General features: G+C 59.1%; 18 protein-coding genes and 1 riboswitch. Of the genes, 11 read left to right on the top strand and 7 right to left on the bottom strand.

Features of this window, described 5'->3' with window-relative positions:
- Positions 1-21: 21 nt before the first annotated feature.
- On the bottom strand, positions 22-642 hold the full coding sequence (locus EKL29_RS17570) for a TIGR04211 family SH3 domain-containing protein (RefSeq protein ID WP_120454804.1): 621 nt from the start codon (positions 640-642) through the stop codon (positions 22-24).
- A 207-nt stretch (positions 643-849) separates the two neighbouring features.
- Between EKL29_RS17570 and EKL29_RS17565 the strand changes: the two genes are divergently transcribed.
- From EKL29_RS17565 to hldE, 3 genes are all read left to right on the top strand, one after another.
- On the top strand, positions 850-2,160 hold the full coding sequence (locus tag EKL29_RS17565) for an inorganic triphosphatase (protein ID WP_126690329.1): 1,311 nt from the start codon (positions 850-852) through the stop codon (positions 2,158-2,160).
- A 22-nt stretch (positions 2,161-2,182) separates the two neighbouring features.
- Entirely contained in the window at positions 2,183-5,029 is a 2,847-nt protein-coding gene (gene glnE / locus EKL29_RS17560; protein ID WP_126690328.1) for a bifunctional [glutamate--ammonia ligase]-adenylyl-L-tyrosine phosphorylase/[glutamate--ammonia-ligase] adenylyltransferase, read from the top strand.
- 75 nt (positions 5,030-5,104) lie between these two features.
- Entirely contained in the window at positions 5,105-6,529 is a 1,425-nt protein-coding gene (gene hldE / locus EKL29_RS17555; RefSeq protein WP_120454799.1) for a bifunctional D-glycero-beta-D-manno-heptose-7-phosphate kinase/D-glycero-beta-D-manno-heptose 1-phosphate adenylyltransferase HldE, read from the top strand.
- A gap of 37 nt (positions 6,530-6,566) precedes the next feature.
- Here hldE and ubiK read toward each other — a convergent pair whose 3' ends face one another.
- Positions 6,567-6,872, bottom strand: a complete 306-nt coding sequence (gene ubiK / locus EKL29_RS17550; RefSeq protein WP_033752486.1) for a ubiquinone biosynthesis accessory factor UbiK — start codon at positions 6,870-6,872, stop codon at positions 6,567-6,569.
- 331 nt (positions 6,873-7,203) lie between these two features.
- Positions 7,204-7,351, top strand: a riboswitch (FMN riboswitch).
- Positions 7,352-7,459: 108 nt separating this feature from the next.
- Here ubiK and ribB point away from each other — a divergent pair.
- On the top strand, positions 7,460-8,116 hold the full coding sequence (gene ribB, locus EKL29_RS17545) for a 3,4-dihydroxy-2-butanone-4-phosphate synthase (protein WP_120454797.1): 657 nt from the start codon (positions 7,460-7,462) through the stop codon (positions 8,114-8,116).
- A 62-nt stretch (positions 8,117-8,178) separates the two neighbouring features.
- Here the strand turns inward: ribB and zupT are convergent, their stop codons facing one another.
- Complete coding sequence (gene zupT / locus EKL29_RS17540; protein ID WP_126690327.1) at positions 8,179-8,946, bottom strand: zinc transporter ZupT; 768 nt, start codon at positions 8,944-8,946, stop codon at positions 8,179-8,181.
- Positions 8,947-9,134: 188 nt separating this feature from the next.
- Between zupT and ygiD the strand changes: the two genes are divergently transcribed.
- The gene (gene ygiD, locus EKL29_RS17535) at positions 9,135-9,920 is read left to right on the top strand and encodes a 4,5-DOPA dioxygenase extradiol (protein ID WP_126690326.1); all 786 of its coding nucleotides are present in this window, start codon (positions 9,135-9,137) and stop codon (positions 9,918-9,920) included.
- A 31-nt stretch (positions 9,921-9,951) separates the two neighbouring features.
- Here ygiD and EKL29_RS17530 read toward each other — a convergent pair whose 3' ends face one another.
- The 3 genes from EKL29_RS17530 to tolC all read right to left on the bottom strand — a co-directional run bounded on the left by EKL29_RS17530 (position 9,952) and on the right by tolC (position 13,399).
- On the bottom strand, positions 9,952-11,112 hold the full coding sequence (locus EKL29_RS17530) for a glutathionylspermidine synthase family protein (protein ID WP_126690325.1): 1,161 nt from the start codon (positions 11,110-11,112) through the stop codon (positions 9,952-9,954).
- 7 nt (positions 11,113-11,119) lie between these two features.
- Positions 11,120-11,791: a DUF1190 family protein gene (locus EKL29_RS17525; protein WP_120454789.1), complete on the bottom strand. Its 672-nt coding sequence runs from the start codon at positions 11,789-11,791 to the stop codon at positions 11,120-11,122.
- Between the two features lie 141 nt (positions 11,792-11,932).
- Entirely contained in the window at positions 11,933-13,399 is a 1,467-nt protein-coding gene (tolC, locus tag EKL29_RS17520; protein ID WP_120454787.1) for an outer membrane channel protein TolC, read from the bottom strand.
- Between the two features lie 214 nt (positions 13,400-13,613).
- On the opposite strand from tolC, the gene nudF reads away from it, so the two are divergent.
- From nudF to EKL29_RS17485, 6 genes are all read left to right on the top strand, one after another.
- On the top strand, positions 13,614-14,249 hold the full coding sequence (gene nudF, locus EKL29_RS17510; RefSeq protein ID WP_120454785.1) for an ADP-ribose diphosphatase: 636 nt from the start codon (positions 13,614-13,616) through the stop codon (positions 14,247-14,249).
- Positions 14,246-14,671 carry a DUF1249 family protein gene (locus EKL29_RS17505; RefSeq protein ID WP_126690324.1) on the top strand — a complete coding sequence of 142 codons (426 nt, stop codon included), beginning with the start codon at positions 14,246-14,248 and terminating at the stop codon, positions 14,669-14,671. The genes nudF and EKL29_RS17505 overlap by 4 nt, the downstream gene beginning before the upstream one ends.
- Before the next feature lie 45 nt (positions 14,672-14,716).
- The gene (gene cpdA, locus EKL29_RS17500) at positions 14,717-15,544 is read left to right on the top strand and encodes a 3',5'-cyclic-AMP phosphodiesterase (protein WP_120454781.1); all 828 of its coding nucleotides are present in this window, start codon (positions 14,717-14,719) and stop codon (positions 15,542-15,544) included.
- Positions 15,545-15,547: 3 nt separating this feature from the next.
- Positions 15,548-16,129 carry an esterase YqiA gene (yqiA, locus tag EKL29_RS17495; RefSeq protein WP_126690323.1) on the top strand — a complete coding sequence of 194 codons (582 nt, stop codon included), beginning with the start codon at positions 15,548-15,550 and terminating at the stop codon, positions 16,127-16,129.
- A gap of 47 nt (positions 16,130-16,176) precedes the next feature.
- On the top strand, positions 16,177-18,072 hold the full coding sequence (gene parE, locus EKL29_RS17490; protein ID WP_120454778.1) for a DNA topoisomerase IV subunit B: 1,896 nt from the start codon (positions 16,177-16,179) through the stop codon (positions 18,070-18,072).
- A gap of 76 nt (positions 18,073-18,148) precedes the next feature.
- Complete coding sequence (locus EKL29_RS17485; RefSeq protein ID WP_126690334.1) at positions 18,149-19,048, top strand: LysR substrate-binding domain-containing protein; 900 nt, start codon at positions 18,149-18,151, stop codon at positions 19,046-19,048.
- 51 nt (positions 19,049-19,099) lie between these two features.
- Here EKL29_RS17485 and EKL29_RS17480 read toward each other — a convergent pair whose 3' ends face one another.
- Positions 19,100-19,408: a putative quinol monooxygenase gene (locus tag EKL29_RS17480; protein WP_120454774.1), complete on the bottom strand. Its 309-nt coding sequence runs from the start codon at positions 19,406-19,408 to the stop codon at positions 19,100-19,102.
- Positions 19,409-19,424: the final 16 nt, after the last annotated feature.

The raw sequence follows: 19,424 nt of genomic DNA, 5'->3' as shown, positions 1-19,424 counted from the left end.
CGAGAAAGCGCGGGAGAAGGCTTAGTTCATCCAGCGATCTTTTTTCTTGCGGCGCGGCACCATATGCGGCAACACCAGCCCCAGCAGCAGACCAACGCCCAGCACGCCGCCGCCATACATAAACCACTGCATGATGATGGTGCGCTGTTTGTCATCCAGTTGAACGTTGGCGGCGCTGACCTTTTTCTGCGCCACGATCAGCTCGTTTTTCAGCTTCTGGTTTTCTTCTTTCAGCCCGTTGATCACGCTGTCGCTGTTGGCGACTTTATTCTGCATTTCCGAGGTGCGCTGGTTCCAGCTGTTATCGATGTTGCCCAGCTTAGCGGTAAGATCTTTTACCTGCTGCTCCAGCTGCGGCACGCGCGTGCGCAGGCTGGGTTCGGCGCTGAGCTGCGAAAGCGGGATCCAGACGGTACGGCCTTCCGAGTCGCGGATCTGGCCGTAATTCGTGTCGTTGTTAGTCTGCACCAGCTGCACTTCTTCGCCCGCGTTCAGCTTGCCGAGCAGGCGAAACTGGTCGCCCGGTCCGCTGCGAACCCAGGTGGATAATTCGTCGGAGATGTAGCGTTTTTCGTCTGCATGGGCTGGCGCGAGCGTGCTAATAGCCAACAAGGTAAGGCCTGCGATTACAATTTTTTTCATTCGATGTCGTTTTAGCTTGGGGGTCTGTAAATTTACCGGCACAGTCTGGAACCGCCTCGCATAAATCTGAATGAGAACTATCCTGGTCTCATTTCCCTGCGAAAAGGGTAGCGAAAGCGCAAAGAAAGCAGAGACAGCCCGCCTTCTGTGCATTAATCTTCGCCAGATAACCCTCGTAAGTGCCAGCAGCGTATTGAATAAAAAATTATGACCATCGAAATCGAGCTAAAGTTCATTGCCACACCTGACGCCGCCAGCAAGCTGGCGCAAACCCTCGCCGGTTTTCCCCACCAGCATCAGGCCGCGCGCGCGTTAAGCAACGTCTATTTTGAGACGGATGACAACCAGCTGCGTCGCTGGGATATGGGCCTGCGTATTCGCGGCGTTGACGGTCATCACGAGATGACGCTGAAAACCGCCGGAAAAACCCTCGGCGGCCTGCATCAGCGCGCGGAATATAATATCGACCTGCCTGAAGCGAAACTGGATATCGCGCGACTGCCCGCCGAGGTCTGGCCGCAGGGCACCGACATCGCCGCGCTGCAGCAGCGGCTGCAGCCGCTCTTCAGCACCCATTTCCAGCGTGAAACCTGGCTGGTTCAGGTGGGCGAAAGCGAAGTGGAAGTGGCGTTCGATCGCGGCGCCGTCGCCACAGAGACGCTGAGCGAAGATCTCTTTGAGGTCGAGCTGGAGTTGAAAAGCGGTCAGCGCAACGACATGATGACCTTCGCCCGGCAGCTTATCGCAAACGGCGGCCTGCGTCTGGGGAGCCTGAGCAAGGCGGCGCGCGGCTATCAGCTGGCGCAGGGCAATCCGCCGCGTCCGCTGCGTCCGTTCCCGCTGTTAAAGGCCGCGCCGAAAGCGACGGTGGAAGAGGGGATGGTCACCGCCATGTCCAGCGCCCTCAGTCACTGGCAGTATCATGAAGAGGTCTGGCTGCGCGGTAATCCCGAGGCGCAGCACAGCGTCGTCGAGGCGCTGGAAGCGCTGCGTCAGGCCTTTTCTCTGTTCGGCGCGCTGGTGCCGCGTAAGGCGAGCAGCGAGCTGCGCCAGAAACTCACCACGCTGGAAGAGATCCTCGCCGAACCGGTAAAAGATGCGCAGGCGTTGAGCTTTTCAGCGCTCTCCGTCGAAACCCAGTTAGCGCTTACTCACTGGCTGGTTGAGTCGCAGTGGCAGCCCTGGATCGATGCAAAGAACCAGGCGAAGCTCGACGGCTCCTTTAAACGCTTCAGTGACATTATGCTGAGCCGTATCGCGGCCGATCTGAAAGAGACCTTCAGCGATGTGCAGCAGGCGAACGAATATCACGACAAAGCGACGCGTCTGACGCGCCAGCTGCTGGCGGTGCATTTGCTGGCGGGCGCCTACGCGCCGGAAGCCGTTGCCGTCTGGCTGTCGCCGTGGCAGCAACTGCAGCAGTCTATTGCGCAAAATCAGGATCGCTGGCTGAAATCACTGGCGGCTCAGGCGATTCGCCAGCCCGCCTTTTGGCTGAACAGCAGCGCGCCACGATGATCTAATCCATCAGGGAGAGAAGATGTTGCCGCAGTTACCCGCAGAGTTACAGGCGCAGGCGGCCAGCATGGCTGAGCGCCTCGGCCTCGCCGCTGATGCCCTGACCGACGCGCAGCGCGCCGCGCTGGCCTTTAGTGATTTCATTGCTGAAAACCTGCAGCGTCAGCCGGAGTGGTGGCTGGCGCTCCAGCAGCAACCGCCGCAGCCGGATGAATGGCAGCACTACGCGCGCTGGCTGGATGACGACATCGCCGCGGTCGACAGCGAGGCAGCGCTGATGCGCGCGCTGCGACTGTTCCGCCGCCGCATGCTGGTGCGCATCGCCTGGATGCAGTGCCTGCACGACGCGAGCACCGAACAGAGCCTGAAACAGCTTAGCGTGCTGGCGGAAGTGCTGATCGGCCGCGCGCGCGACTGGGTGTATCAGGCGTGCTGCCAGGATTTCGGCACGCCCTGCAACAGCGCGGGGGAGCCGCAGCCAATGCTTATCCTCGGCATGGGCAAGCTGGGCGGCGGCGAGCTTAACTTCTCTTCCGATATCGACCTCATCTTCGCCTGGCCGGAAAACGGCGCGACGCGTGGCGGCCGACGTGAGCTGGATAATGCGCAGTTTTTTACGCGCATGGGACAGCGGCTTATCAAGGTACTGGATCAGCCCACCATGGACGGCTTTGTCTACCGCGTCGATATGCGGCTGCGCCCTTTTGGCGACAGCGGCCCGCTGGTGCTGAGCTTCGCCGCGCTGGAGGATTATTATCAGGAGCAGGGCCGCGACTGGGAGCGTTATGCGATGGTTAAGGCGCGCCTGATGGGCGACGATCAGGATCGCTGGAGCCAGGAGCTGCAGCAGATGCTGCGCCCGTTTATCTATCGCCGCTATATCGACTTCAGCGTGATTCAGTCGCTGCGCAATATGAAGAGCATGATCACGCGGGAAGTGCGGCGGCGCGGTCTGACCAACAATATTAAGCTGGGCGCGGGCGGCATCCGCGAAACGGAATTTATCGTGCAGGTGTTTCAGCTGATACGTGGCGGACGTGAGCGCTCGCTACAGCTGCGCTCCCTGTTGCCGACGCTCTCAGCCATTGGCGAGCTGGCGCTGCTGACGGCAGAGCAGGTCGCCACGCTGCGCGAGGCTTATCTTTTTTTGCGTCGTCTGGAGAACCTGCTGCAAAGCATTGCCGACGAACAGACCCAGACGCTGCCGACCGCTTCGCTCGATCGCGCGCGGCTCGCCTGGGCGATGGGCGCAGAGAGCTGGCCCGCCCTGACGGCGCAGCTTGAAACCCATATGGCGGCGGTGCGCGCTATCTTCGACGAACTGATCGGCGAAGATATTCCGGAAATCAGCGATCAGCCTGAGCTGCAGGAGTTCAGCAGCATGTGGCAGGATTCGCTGGAGGATGCGGAGCTGGCGCCGCTGGTACCGCAGTTAGGCGATGACCAGCGACGTTCGCTGCATCGTGCACTGGAGGATTTTCGTCAGGACATTAGCCGTCGCACTATCGGTCCACGCGGGCGGCTGGCGATCGACCAGCTTATGCCGCGCCTGTTGAGCGAAGTGTGCCCGCGCGACGACGCCGCAGTAACCTTCAGCCGCCTTGTTCCGCTGCTGCTGGGCGTGCTGACGCGCAGCACCTATCTTGAACTCCTTACCGAATATCACGGCGCCCTGCGGCATCTGATCCGCCTTTGCGCGGCGTCGCCGATGATCGCCAGCCAGCTGGCGCGCTATCCGCTGCTGCTGGATGAGCTGCTCGATCCCGCTACGCTCTATCAGCCGACCGCTACCGACGCCTACCGCGACGAACTGCGCCAGTATCTGATGCGTATTCCCGTTGATGATGAAGAGCAGCAGCTTGAGGCGGTGCGCCAGTTTAAACAGGCGCAGCTGCTGCGCATTGCGGCGGCAGATATCGCAGGAACGCTGCCGGTGATGAAAGTGAGCGATCACTTAACATGGCTGGCGGAAGCGATTATCGAATCGGTGGTGCAACAGGCGTGGCTGATGATGGTGCAGCGCTACGGGCGGCCGGGACATCTGAAAAGCGAGAGCGAGCGCGGCTTCGCGGTGCTGGGCTACGGCAAGCTGGGCGGCTGGGAGCTGGGCTATAGCTCCGATCTCGATCTGGTGTTCCTCCATGACTGTCCGGCGGAGACGGTCACGGACGGGGAACGCAGCATTGATGGCCGCCAGTTCTATCTGCGTCTGGCGCAGCGCATTATGCATCTCTTTAGCACGCGCACCGCCTCGGGCATTCTCTACGAGGTGGACGCGCGGCTGCGGCCTTCCGGCGCCGCGGGCATGCTGGTCAGCACTTTTGACGCCTTTGACGACTATCAACGTCATGAGGCCTGGACCTGGGAGCATCAGGCGCTGGTGCGCGCCCGCGTGGTATTTGGCGATGACGCGCTGGCCGGACGCTTTAATGCGATTCGCCGCGCTATTCTCTGCCTGCCGCGCGCGCCTGAGGCGCTGCAAAAAGAGGTGCGGGAAATGCGTGAGAAAATGCGCGCTCACCTCAGCAACAAGCATAAAGGACGCTGGGAGATTAAAACCGATCAGGGCGGTATTACCGACATTGAATTCATCGCGCAATATCTGGTCTTAGCCTGGGCTGCCGAACAGCCCGAACTGACGCGCTGGTCCGACAATGTGCGTATCTTCGAGCTGGCGGCGCGCTATGACAAAATGCCGGAAGAGGAAGCGCAGGCGCTGACGCGTGCCTATGTCACGCTGCGCGACGCGCTGCATCATCTGGCGTTGCAGGAGCTGCCCGCCCATGTCGAGCCGGAAGCCTTCGCCGCCGAGCGGCAAACCGTAATGGCGAGCTGGCAGCGCTGGCTGGCGTCGTCGCTAACACCTTAAGCGCCTGTTGATAGCGCGGATCGCATCTGTGCTATCATCCGCGCACTATTTTTACTGCAGTCTGGAGTGTCTGGAATGAAAGTTACTTTGCCCGCGTTCGACCGTGCTTCGGTGCTGGTCGTAGGCGATGTGATGTTGGATCGCTACTGGTATGGCCCAACCAGCCGTATCTCTCCTGAAGCGCCGGTGCCGGTGGTGAAAGTGGACGCTATTGAAGAGCGTCCCGGCGGCGCGGCAAACGTGGCGATGAACATTGCAGCGCTGGGCGCCGCTTCGCAGCTGATCGGCTTAACTGGCGAAGATGATGCGGCGCGCGTGCTGAGCGAAACGCTGAAAAACGTCAATGTTCGCTGTGACTTCGTTGCGGTCAAAACCCATCCCACTATCACCAAACTGCGCGTATTGTCGCGCAATCAGCAGCTGCTCCGTCTCGATTTCGAAGAGGGTTTTGAGCAGGTCGATCCGGAACCTATCCATCAGCGGCTGCGTCAGTCGCTGGCGGCCGCTGGCGCGCTGGTGCTCTCCGACTATGCGAAAGGTGCGCTCTCCAGCGTGCAGACCATGATCCGGCTGGCGCGCGAAGCAAATGTGCCGGTGCTGATCGATCCTAAAGGCACCGACTTCGAGCGCTATCGCGGTGCGACGCTGCTTACGCCGAACCTGTCGGAGTTTGAAGCGGTGGTCGGCAAATGCAAAAACGAAGAAGAGATTGTCAGCCGTGGTATGCAGCTGGTGGCGGATTATGAACTCTCTGCGCTGCTGGTGACGCGCTCTGAAAACGGCATGACGCTGCTGCAGCCTGGCAAAGCGCCGCTGCATCTGCCGACGCAGGCGCAGGAAGTCTTTGACGTAACCGGCGCGGGCGATACCGTTATCGGCGTGCTGGCTGCGACGCTGGCGGCGGGCGATTCCCTTGAAGAGGCGTGCTTTATGGCGAACGCGGCGGCGGGCGTCGTGGTCGGCAAGCTGGGTACCTCTACGGTCAGCCCGGTCGAGCTGGAAAACGCCATTCATGCGCGTCCGGACGAAGGCTTCGGCATCATGAACGAAGCGCAGCTTAAAGTCGCGGTAGAGCAGGCGCGCAAGCGCGGCGAGAAAGTGGTGATGACTAACGGCGTGTTCGATATTCTGCACGCGGGCCACGTCTCTTATCTGGCCAATGCGCGCAAGCTGGGCGATCGCCTGATCGTGGCGGTCAACAGCGATGCCTCGACGAAACGTCTGAAAGGCGACAGCCGTCCGGTGAATCCGCTGGTCAATCGTATGATTGTGCTCGGCGCGCTGGAAGCGGTGGACTGGGTAGTGGCGTTTGAAGAAGATACGCCGCAGCGTCTGATCGCAGGCGTTTTGCCCGACCTGCTGGTAAAAGGCGGTGATTACAAACCTGAAGATATCGCAGGCAGCAAAGAGGTGTGGGCGAACGGCGGCGACGTGCGCGTGCTTAACTTCGAGGACGGCATCTCTACAACTAACATCATCAAAACCATTCGCGGCGAGTAATGATGCGGGCGGGCGCGTCGCGCCCGCCGTAACATGCTTACTGCGGCGTGTCGATTTTACCTGCCGGATCGGGCGTAACGACTGCCGGGGCTGGCGCGGAAGGCTGATGGCTTTCCAGCTGCGCCAGGCGCTGTTCCAGCGCGGCCAGCTTTTCACGCGTGCGCAGCAGCACCTGCGTCTGTACGTCGAACTCTTCACGATTAACCAAATCCATACGCGTCAGCTGCGCCTGCAGAACCTGGCGGATTTTCTTTTCGACATCGTCGCCAAATTCACGAATCCCTTTCGGCATCGCCTCGTGCACCTGACGCGCAAGTTGTTCAATTTTTTTCGTGTCGATCATGATGATTTCCTGGTTTCGTGTTGCTGGTGACAGCAGGGGTTGGATCCTGATAAGGGTTAAGTGTAATGCCTGAAACGAAAAGGTTAAACCCGAAATCGACACGGCGGGAAGGGCAAAACGCTCCCGGTGATGATTAACCTGTCTGCGCGCCAGAGAGCGTCCGATCGCAAAAGCGTAAAACCCGGCTTCCTTGCCTGCTCGCCCCGCCATTTTCCTGACGCGCGGCTTGCACTCTCTTTGCCGCTGATGAGCACCCTATACAGCCTGAAATGCAAAAGCATTTGCGGTTTTGTCGATTGCCCGGCCTGTGGATTGGCGCTATAGTAATTTTGCTTATTCTCAGGGCGGGGCGAAATTCCCCACCGGCGGTAAATCAGCAATAGCTGAAAGCCCGCGAGCGCTTCCCGGCAACGGGAAGGTCAGCAGATCCGGTGTAATTCCGGGGCCGACGGTTAAAGTCCGGATGGGAGAGGGTAACGACATCTGCCGGGCTACGCCCGCTTCGCGTTATTGCCATGTCTTAATGACATCACTCCTAAGCTCGCCCTGATTCTGGTAACTCATATATTTTATAAGGCTTTATTACCATGAATCAGACGCTTCTTTCTGAATTTGGCACGCCGGAACAGCGTGTAGAACGTGCAGTGGCTGCGCTCCGTGAAGGACGCGGCGTAATGGTGCTTGACGACGAAGACCGCGAGAACGAAGGCGATATGATCTTCGCAGCGGAAACCATGACCGTTGAGCAGATGGCGCTGACCATCCGCCACGGCAGCGGCATTGTTTGCCTTTGCCTGACCGAAGAGCGTCGTCAGCAGCTTGAGCTGCCGATGATGGTGGAGAACAACACCAGCTCTTACGGCACCGGTTTTACGGTTACCATTGAAGCTGCTGAAGGCGTAACCACCGGCGTCTCGGCTAAAGATCGCATTACGACTATTCGCGCGGCGATTGCTGATGACGCGAAGCCGAGTGACCTGAATCGTCCGGGCCATGTTTTCCCACTGCGCGCGCGCGATGGCGGCGTTCTTACACGCGGCGGCCATACCGAAGCGACCATCGATCTGGTGACGCTGGCGGGCTTTAAGCCAGCAGGCGTGCTGTGTGAACTGACCAATGACGACGGCACTATGGCGCACGCGCCGGAAGCCATTGTCTTCGCCAAAGCGAACAATATGCCGGTGGTCACCATTGAAGATCTGGTCGCTTATCGCCGCGCGCGCGAAACGCGCCAGGCCAGCTAAGCTGAGCAGCTAATCAAAAGAAAACGGGCCCGTTAGCGGCCCGTTTTTTTAGCCGCTGGCGCTTAGCTTAAGTCGCTTACCTGCAGCAGCGCGAGGCTTGCGCCCATCACCGTCATGCCACACAGCACGCCATAGCTCGGATTGTTATGGGGATCGATCTCGCGTGCCAGCGGCATTAACTCATCCACCGACAGCGCCACCATAATGCCCGCGACAGCCGCCATCACCGCAGCAATAACCACTGGCGACATCAGTGGGCCGAGCAGCAAAAACGCCAGCACTCCGCCGAGGATCTCCGCCATGCCGGAGACGCACGCCCAGAACAGCGCTTTGCTTTTCGAGCCGGTGGCGGCGTACATAGGCCCGGCTACCGCCAGACCTTCAGGAATATTGTGTATCGCCACCGCCAGCGCGATGCCCAGTCCCAGCTCCATATCACTGCTGGCGGTGACATAGGTTGCGACGCCTTCGGGAAAGTTATGCAGGCTGATGCCCAGCGTCAGCAGGATAGCCGTGCGGCGCAGTTTCGCCGGTTGACGTTGCGCCGCTATCAGATCCTGCGGATGCTGGTGCGGCAGCAGGCGGTCCAGCGCGAAATAACCGAGCAGGCCCAGCATAAACATGCCGTAACCGAGAATGGGCGATATTCCTTCAGTACGCAGCGCGGTCGGCAGCATCTCCATTAGCGAAATCAGCAGCATAATCCCCGCCGCAAAGCCGAGCGCAAACGCCAGCATGCGGTTGGACGGCTTCTGTCCCAGCACGCCGAATATCGCGCCGATAAAAGTGGCGCCGCCAGCCAGCACGGTGAGCAGCAGAGGTACCGACATCGCATTCTCCTTAATGATAATCATTCGCATAAAATTAGCGATAACCCTACGAAACGTCGAGTTAATTTTGGTAAAGATGTGTCGGTCTGCTGTTATTCAAAAACACTGATGGACTTCATCACGTTTATGCGCGTTTCCGCCGCAGTTAAAGGGCGTATCGTTATTCGACAGAGAATGTGTGAGGATTAATGATGCAAACACGTATGCCCGCGCTGTTCCTGGGACATGGCAGCCCAATGAACGTGCTGGAAGAGAACCGCTATACGCAGGCCTGGCGTCAGGCGGGCGATACGCTGCCGCGTCCGCGCGCCATTATCGCGGTATCGGCACACTGGTACACGCGCGGCACGGCGGTCACGGCGATGACAGATCCGCGCACGATCCACGACTTCGGCGGTTTCCCGCAGGCGCTGTTCGATACGCGCTATCCCGCGCCAGGTTCGCCGGCACTGGCTGAGGAGATTGCAGATACGCTCGCGCCGGTAGAAGTGCATCTCGACCATGAGTGGGGATTCGATCACGGCAGCTGGGGCGTGCTGATCAAGATGTATCCTGACGCCGATATTCCGGTGGTGCAGCTCAGCGTGGATGCGACGCAGCCGCCTGCCTGGCACTTTGAGCAGGGGAAAAAGCTGGCAGCGCTGCGCGATAGCGGTGTGATGATCGTCGCCAGCGGCAACGTGGTGCACAACCTGCGTAAGGCTCGCTGGGACGAAACGGCGGAGGCCTGGCCCTGGGCGCAGCGCTTTAATCAATTCGTACAGGATAATCTGACCTTTCAGGGCGACGCCGCCGCGCATCCGCTGGTGAACTTTATGCAGCATCAGGACGCAGCGCTGTCGAACCCAACGCCGGAACACTATCTACCGCTGCTCTATGTGCTGGGCGCGCGTCAGGCTGACGAGCCGGTGACCGTGCCGGTAAATGGCATTGAGATGGGGGCTATCAGCATGCTGTCGGTACAGGTGGGCTAAAAGAAAAGCGGGCCAGTGCGGCCCGCCTGGTTTACTCGATAAAGGCGTGAGGATAGAAGCGCGAAAGATCCTGAGTGATCAGGTCGCGATCCTCGCGCAGACCGATGCCAGCGGGCTGATCGTCAATCAGCCAGCTGCCGATCAGCGTATAGCTGTCGCCGAACTTCGGCAGAGGGCAGAACTGCTGCACGATCATACCCTCTTCGCCATAGGGCCCGTCGACGCGCGCGATCTCCTGACCGTTTTCTACGATGCGAATATTGGCACCTTCGCGTGAGAAGAGCGGCTTAACCACATATTTATCCATGTGCGGCACGTTGTCTTCGGCGAAATAAGCGGGCAGCAGGTTGGGGTGGTTGGGAAACATCTGCCACAGCATCGGCAGCAGCGCCTTGTTGGAGATGATGCTCTTCCAGGCGGGTTCCAGCCAGCGTACGCCCGCATCCGCCAGCTTGGTAGAGAAGATCTCGCGCAGCATAAACTCCCAGGGATAGAGCTTGAACAGGTTGCTGATTACCTGATCCTGCATGTCGGTGAACTGCCCTTTATCGCCGAGGCCGATGTCGTCAATGTAGAGAAACTCGTTCGGCAATCCGGCTTCAGTGGCGCAGTCCTGCAGATACTGCACCGTGCCGCGATCCTCTTCGGTATCGCGGCAGCAGGCGAAGTGCAGCCACTGGAAGCCGTGCTGCTGATGCAGCGCAGCGAAACGCTCGATAATCTTCTCCTGCAGACTGTTGAACTGATCGCTGCCCGCGGGCAGTTGCCCGGCGTTAAGCTGATCCTCCAGCCAGATCCACTGAAAAAAGGCCGCTTCATAAAGCGAGGTCGGCGTGTCCGCATTGTTCTCCAGCAGCTTTGCGTCGCCCTTGCCGTCCCAGGCGAGATCCAGGCGCGAGTAGAGCGACGGCTGGCGCAGCTTCCAGGAGTCGCGTACGAAATCCCAGGTGTGTTTCGGAATGCGGAATTTTTCCAGCAGCTGTTCGCTGCTGACCACTTTTTCCACCACCTGCAGACACATCTGGTGCAGTTCCGCCGTGGTCGCTTCCAGTTTATCTATTTGCGCCAGGGTGAACTGGTAGTAGGCATCTTCACACCAGTACGGCTCGCCGTGCATGGTGTGAAAATTAAAGCCATATTCCGTCGCTTTTGCGCGCCAGTCAGGACGCTCGTTAATCGCGATGCGTTGCATATCGGCCTTAGCCTCCCAGCGAGCGGCTGGAGGTGCCGCCGGCGCTGCTGCGCGCCATGCTGTTCTGCTTCGCGACCGTTTCGCCGAAGCCGCCGCGTGCGGTCGTCGTGGTGGTGGCCGGTTTCGGCGCCAGCGCGGTTTTCGGCACGTTCATGGTGCGGCCGGACGTGGCGGGGCCGTAGTTTTTACCCGACGCGTCAACAAACTGACCGTTTGCCGGGCTGTTCGGCGTACGCGGAGAAAAGAGCGGCTGCTGAGCGACGCCTGCGCCGCCGCCCATCAGGCGGCCCATCATGTAGCCCGCCATCAGCGGCATCCAGAAACTACCGCTCTGCTGCGCTTCAGCGTTCTGCGTCGTGCCCGTACCTGCCTGCGCTGGCGCCTGCTGGCACTGATTCTCGCCAAACTCCGCCACGCAGTCTTCGCGCGAGGCGTATTTCGGCGCGGTGCGTTCCGCTTCTTTCCGCGCGTTATTGTACGCCGTGGTGCACTGCGCGCTCTGGCCTGGATTGGCCTTGCTGCAGTCATCTGCGTTTTGATACATGGAGACCGTTTCATCGCTCTGCTCGCAGCCCGCCAGGGTAAATACCGCGGCAATGGCCAGTGCGACAGGCGTTACATGTCGGGCCTGCCAGCTTTTACGAAAAGCGGCATGGCGAATATTTTTTGTCCGTTTCATATTTATCATCCTGTGCCCAAAGGTGATGCTCAGGATAGGGGATCGCTGGTGGAAAATGAAGCTGAGGGCCTGATGAGGAAAGGATCTTTACGTTGTTATACGTTTAACGGGGAGACGGGCCGCAAAGCGGCCCGTAGAGGATTAATTGCGGAACGGATTCGCACTGCTGCGTCTGGCGGCAGGGCGCGCCGCAGGGGCCGCTGGCTCTGCTGACGGGCCGTTATCGACGCGTGCGGTCTGCTGCGGATTTTCGGGCGCAACGCTTTCCGGCGACGTAGAGATCTCTTTGCCGAGCTGGCTGTTAAGCTGCTGCAGATCCTGCTCGTTCAGCGTACCCAGTGCATATTTGATATTGAGCTGGTTAATCAAATAGCTGTAACGCGCGTCGGAGAGCTGCTGCTTGGCGTTATAGAGCGTAGTGGTCGCGTCCAACACGTCGACAATGGTGCGCGTACCGACCTGATAACCCGCTTCCATCGCATCCAGCGAGCTTTGCGCGGACACTACCGCCTGTTTGTAGGCGTCAATGCTGCTCACTGAGGCGTTCACGTTGTTATAAGAGGAACGCACGGTCTGTACGGCAGAGCGATGCGCGCTCTCAAGCTGCTCGCTGGCGCTGACGTAGTTATACTGCGCCTGTTTCACCTGCGAGGTGACCGCGCCGCCGCTGTAGAGCGGCAGAGAGAAGCTCAGGCCCACCTGGTTGGTGCCGCTGATAGAGTCGGTGCTGCCTGCGCTCTGGTTAGCGCGGCTGCCGCCATATTTGCTGTTCGACAGGCCGGTTGACGCCGTCAGATCCAGCGTCGGCATATGGCCGGTTTCAGCGGAGCGGATCTGCTCGCGCGCCAGATCCTGGTTCAGACGCGCCGACAGCAGGTTCAGGTTACGGCTCTCCGCCTGCTTCAGCAGCGCGCTGACCGCATCGGGTTTGGTGGTTTTAAAGCGATCGATATTCAGCGAAGCCAGCGAAAGGTACTCATTGCCGGTAATCTGACGCAGCGACTCGATCATATTGTCGAGGTTGTTGCGCGCGGTCACTTCGTTCGCCAGCACGCTGTCATACTGCGCGCGGGCGTTCTGAACATCGGTAATCGCTACCAGGCCAACGTTAAAGCGCTGGGTGGTCTGATCCAGCTCGCGATAGATCGACTGTTTTTGCGCTTCGGTGTATGACAGGGTGTCGATCGCCTTTAATACGTTGAAGTAGGCGGTAGCGGTATTCAGGATTAAATCCTGTTGCGCGACCTGATAGGTCACATCCTGAATGCCGGCGGCTTTTTCCTGCAGCGTCAACGCGCGCCATTTTGACATATCAAAAATGGTCTGGGTTAATTGCAGCGATCCGCTGGTCGTGTTGGAATGAAGACCACTACTGTCGCGATAACCATTGCTGTAGGTGTAATCCGCGCCTAAACCTAACTGAGGCAACAAAGGACTGCGCGCTTCATTGATCTTTTCAAAGGCAGCGTCACGGGTGGCTGCGGAGCTACGTAAATCCGGGTTGCTCAGACGCGCTTGTTGATAGACCTGCAGCAGGTCCTCTGCCTGGCTAGCGAGGCTGAAACCGGCCAGGCTCAGCCCAATGAGAAGTGGGAGCAGTTTTTTCATTTGCATTCCTTTTGTTGCAGCAAATAACAGGGGTAGCGCTGCCGGATAAGCCAAAAAATAATCGCAGATTCTAGCAGAGTGCGACTGTGAGATAAGTTGGCTGAACGTGCCTTCTCTCCCTAATTTACGTAAATAATTCAGAAAGAACCACTCGGATGGAGCCTGTGGGTTGGCTTTTTGCCGCTCCGTCCCAATCTGCATAAGGAGTCCGACGATGAGCGGCGAAAAAAAATCCCCAGTGACTTTTACAAAAAACGATGTAGAAATTATTGCACGCGAAACCGCCTGGAAAGGTTTTTTTTCCATTGTTCGTTACCGGTTTCGTCATCGCCGTTTTAATGGCGAAATGAGCAACGAAGTGGTGCGCGAAGTTTTCGAGCGTGGACACGCTGCCGTGCTGCTACCCTATGATCCCTTACGTGACGAAGTGGTGCTGATCGAACAGATCCGCATTCCCGCCTTTGACGTCAGCAAAACGCCCTGGCTGCTGGAAATGGTGGCGGGCATTATCGAGCCCAACGAAAGCGCCGAAGATGTGGTGCGACGTGAAGCCGTAGAAGAAGCGGGGCTGACCGTCGGTCGCGTTAAACCCGTGTTAAACTACCTCGCCAGCCCTGGCGGCACCAGTGAGCGTTTATCGATCCTGGTGGGAGAAGTGGATGCCAGCCTGGCAAAAGGATGCCACGGCCTGGAGGAAGAGAATGAGGATATTCTTGTGCATGTGGTGAGCCGCGAACAGGCTTACCGCTGGGTGGAAGAGGGGATTATTGATAACGCGGCGTCCGTCATCGCCCTGCAATGGCTGGCGTTGCACTATGAAAAACTACGAGAAGAGTGGAAGCTAAAATGAAACAGCGCTATATCCCTGATTTCCCTGAAATGATGCGGCTCTGCGAAACCAATTTCGCCCAGCTGCGTCGTTTGCTGCCGCGCAGCGACGAGGCTGGCGCGTCGGTGGTCTATCAGGTAAACAGCGCCCGCTATCAGTTGACCATAGAAGAGTCCACGCGCTATACCACGCTGGTGGAGATCCGCCAGGTGGCGCCTACCGTCAGTTACTGGAGTTTGCCGTCGATGTCGGTGCGGCTCTATCATGATGCGCTGGTCGCCGAAGTGTGTTCAACACAGCAGATCTATCGCTTTAAAGCGCGCTATGATTATCCCAATAAAAAATTGCATCAGCGCGACGAAAAACATCAGATTAACCAGTTTCTGGCAGACTGGTTGCGCTACTGCCTGGCGCAGGGCGCGATGGCAGCGCCGGTCTGCTGATCGCACAGATAATGCATTATGCGGCGTGGAGACGAAGGAAACGCTTTGGATAGCCTGCTAACACTTCCTGCGGCGAATGGGGCCGGGATCAGGATTTTGCAAATCACGGACACCCACCTTTTCGCTGGAAAAAATGAATCGCTGCTGGGAGTCAATACCTGGGCGAGTTATGACGCGGTGCTGGACGCCATAGCGGCGCAGCAGCGCGAGTACGACCTGATTATCGCCACCGGCGATCTCGCTCAGGATCACTCCGTCGAAGCCTATCAGCACTTCGCTGAGGGTATCACACGTCTGCCGAAACCCTGCGTCTGGCTGCCGGGCAATCACGATTTCCAGCCGGCAATGGTCGATACCCTGGCCGAGGCGAAGATCGCCGCGTATAAGCACGTTCTGCTTGGCGAGCACTGGCAGCTGGTGATGCTCGACAGCCAGGTATTCGGCGTGCCGCACGGCATGTTGAGCGACTACCAGCTGGAGTGGCTGGAGAAGACGCTGGCGGCCAGGCCGCAGCGCCATACGCTGGTGGTGCTGCATCATCATCCGCTGGCCAGCGGCTGCACCTGGCTCGATCAGCACAGCCTGCGCAATTCCCATCAGCTGGACGCGGTGCTGCAAAACTATCCTTTAGCACGCACCCTGGTGTGCGGCCATATTCATCAGGAGCTGGATCTTATCTGGCGCGATCGCCGCGTGCTGGCGACGCCCTCTACCTGTGTGCAGTTCAAACCGCACTGCACCAGCTTCACTATTGATACCGTCGCGCCCGGCTGGCGCTGGTTTACGCTCTACCCGGACGGCTCTTTTGATACCGAAGTGGAGCGGTTGCAAACCGACGCTTTTCGGCCGGACCTGGATTCGGACGGATACTGACGCATGGCGGCGCTGCTCTATCTGCACGGGTTTAACAGCTCGCCGCGCTCCGCCAAGGCGACGCAGCTGCAGCAGTGGCTGGCGGCGACGCATCCGCATATCGACGTTATTGTGCCGCAGCTGCCCGCTTTTCCCGCCGACGCCGCCGCGCTGCTGGAAGAGAAAGTGATGGCTCTGAGCGGCCAGCCGCTCGGCTTAATCGGCTCTTCGCTGGGCGGCTATTTCGCCACCTGGCTATCCCAGTGCTTTATGCTGCCGGCCGTGGTGGTCAATCCGGCGGTGCGCCCCTTTGAGCTGCTGACCGATTATCTGGGGGTGAACCGGAATCCCTACACGGGCCAGCAATATGTGTTAGAGTCACGCCACATTTACGATCTGAAAGTCATGCAGATTGACCCGCTGGAAGCGCCCGATTTACTCTGGCTGCTGCAGCAAACGGGCGACGAAGTGCTGGATTACCGCCAGGCGCTCGACTACTACAGCGCGTGCCGACAAACGGTGGAGCAGGGCGGTAATCATGCGTTTACCGGATTCGAGCGCTATTTCCCGCAGATTCTGGACTTTCTGGGTCTGAATCACGACTAACTCGCGGAAATTGCACATAATTTCACGCTTCTGATTAGAAATTTATCATGAGTCAATCAAGCTATAACGCGGATGCTATTGAGGTTCTGACCGGCCTTGAGCCTGTTCGCCGTCGTCCCGGCATGTACACCGATACGACGCGTCCTAACCATCTCGGTCAGGAAGTCATTGATAACAGCGTCGATGAGGCGCTGGCGGGCCATGCGAAACGGGTCGAAGTGATTCTGCACGCCGATCAGTCGCTGGAAGTAATCGACGACGGACGCGGCATGCCGGTGGACATCCATCCGGAAGAGGGCGTTCCCGCCGTTGAGCTGATCCTGTGTCGCCTGCATGCGGGCGGCAAGTTCTCCAGCAAAAACTACCAGTTCTCGGGCGGCCTGCACGGTGTCGGCATCTCCGTGGTCAACGCCCTGTCGAAGCGGGTGGAAGTCACGGTACGCCGCAACGGCGAAGTGTATGACATCGCGTTCGAAAATGGCGAAAAGGTGCAGGAGCTGACCAAAACCGGCACGGTAGCGAAGCGCAACACCGGTACCAGCGTTCACTTCTGGCCTGATGAAAGCTTCTTCGATAGCCCACGCTTCTCTGTGTCTCGTCTGACCCATCTGCTGAAGGCAAAAGCGGTGCTCTGTCCCGGCGTTGAGATTGTCTTTAAAGACAAGGTCAACAATACCGAACAGCGCTGGTGCTACGAAGATGGCCTGACCGACTACCTGTGTGAAGCGGTTAACGGGTTGCCGACGCTGCCGGAAAACCCCTTCGTTGGCAGCTTCTCCGGCGAGACGGAAGCGGTGGACTGGGCGCTGTTATGGCTGCCGGAAGGCGGCGAGCTGCTGACCGAAAGCTACGTCAACCTGATCCCGACCATGCAGGGCGGCACGCACGTCAACGGCCTGCGTCAGGGCCTGCTCGACGCCATGCGCGAGTTTTGTGAATACCGCAATATTCTGCCGCGCGGCGTGAAGCTGTCGGCGGAAGATATCTGGGATCGCTGCGCTTACGTGCTTTCAGTGAAGATGCAGGATCCGCAGTTCGCCGGCCAGACCAAAGAGCGTCTGTCGTCGCGCCAGTGCGCCGCCTTCGTTTCGGCGGTGGTGAAAGACGCCTTCAGCCTGTGGCTCAATCAGAACGTGCAGGCGGCAGAACAGCTGGCGGAGCTGGCGATCTCCAGCGCGCAGCGCCGTATGCGCGCGGCGAAAAAAGTGGTGCGTAAAAAGCTCACCAGCGGACCGGCGCTGCCGGGCAAGCTGGCCGACTGCACCGCGCAGGACCTGAATAAAACCGAACTGTTCCTGGTGGAAGGTGACTCCGCAGGCGGATCTGCCAAGCAGGCGCGCGATCGCGAATATCAGGCGATCATGCCGCTGAAGGGCAAGATCCTTAACACCTGGGAGGTCTCCTCCGACGAAGTGCTGGCGTCGCAGGAGGTACATGACATCTCCGTGGCGATCGGCATCGATCCCGACAGCGAAGATCTCAGCCAGCTGCGCTACGGCAAGATCTGCATCCTTGCCGATGCGGACTCGGACGGCCTGCATATCGCCACGCTGCTGTGCGCGCTGTTTGTGAAACATTTCCGTTCGCTGGTGAAAGGCGGCCACGTTTACGTCGCGATGCCGCCGCTCTACCGTATCGATCTCGGCAAAGAGGTCTATTACGCCCTCGACGAAGATGAGAAGGAAGGCGTGCTGGAGCAGCTCAAGCGCAAGAAGGGCAAGCCGAACGTGCAGCGCTTTAAAGGGCTGGGCGAGATGAACCCGCTGCAGCTGCGCGAAACCACGCTCGACCCCAACACGCGCCGCCTGGTGCAGTTAACGGTGGATGAGAGCGACGTCGAGCAGACGCTGCGGGTAATGGATATGCTGCTGGCCAAGAAGCGCTCGGAAGATCGTCGCAACTGGCTGCAGGAAAAAGGCGATATGGCCGATATCGAAGTGTAATCATCGCGCTGCGGCGTCGTGCATCACTCAGGGCTACGGCCCTGTTTAGCGCGTCCGCCGCGCAACGGAGTAGATGATGAAAGTCACGCTGGAAGAGCTGCGCGTGCTGGTAGCGGTGGCGGACTGCGGTTCAATCACCTCGGCGGCGGAGCTGCTGGATCAAACCAGTTCAGGCGTGAGCCGCGCCCTGAGCCGCCTCGAAGCTAAACTCAACAGTACCCTGCTGCACCGCACCACGCGGCGGCTGGCCTTAACCGAAGAGGGCCAGCTTTTCCTTACCCACGCGCGCCAGATACTGCTTTCCGTCGAGCAGGCGGAAGAGCAGATCGCCCGACGGCGAGAAACGCCGTCAGGCCGCCTGCGTATCAACGCCGCGGCCCCTTTCATGCAGCACGTTATCGTGCCGCTGATCGGCGCGTTCCGGCAGCGCTATCCGCTGATCCAGCTGGAACTCAATACCGACGATATCGTTATCGATCTGCTGGAGCAGCAGACCGATATCGCCATTCGCATTGGCGAGCTGCGGGATTCGACCATGCGCGCCCGGATGCTCGGCAGCAGTAAGGTGCGGCTGCTGGCCAGCCCGGACTATTTGCAGAAATATGGCGAGCCGCAGAGCGTCGAGGCGCTGGCGCAGCATCAGCTTATCGGCTTCAGCCAGCTGGAGATGCACAACGTCTGGCCCGTCTGGCAGCGCGAAGGCGAGCTGTTGCGCATTCAGCCGACTATCGCCGCATCCAGCGGTGAAATCACTCGTCAGCTCACCCTGGCGGGACAGGGCATTGCGCGCATATCTGACTTCGTCAGCCATCAGGATCTCGCCGAGGGCCGGTTAAAAGAGGTGCTGGTGCAGCAGACGCACGACATCAGGCTGCCGGTGCATGCCGTTTACTACCGCAACGCGGAGCTGGCGTCGCGCATCACCTGCTTTCTTGACTTTCTCCATGAGGAGATCGCTTTGCAGGCGCGTTTCTGACAAAAAAAAGCCGCGAGCCAGCAGGCGCGCGGCGCGTGTCAGCGCGTTAAATCAGGCCGTAGGCTCCAGCACCAGAATCTTCACGTCCAGCACGTCATCTTTGATCTTTTCGCGATGCGCTTCCATATGCGGCATCTGCTGATGCTGCTCCAGATGGCGCAGCGACTCCCACTGCTCCAGCATAAAGATGGAGTCGGGCGAATTATGCTTCCATGGCACCTGCGCCTGGTGATCGACCAGCGCGTCATACTGATGGCAGCCCTCTTCGGCCAGCACCATCGGGATAAGCGAAGAGATCGCCTCCAGCACCTTATTGCGATGTCCTGGTTTAATACAAATCTCAGCAACTACCGTTAGCATTTACGTCTCCTGTTTG

The sequence above is a fragment of the Pantoea sp. YU22 genome, assembly GCF_003970755.1.
Lineage (GTDB): Bacteria > Pseudomonadota > Gammaproteobacteria > Enterobacterales > Enterobacteriaceae > Pantoea > Pantoea piersonii.
This window is presented reverse-complemented; position numbering and strand designations above follow the sequence as displayed.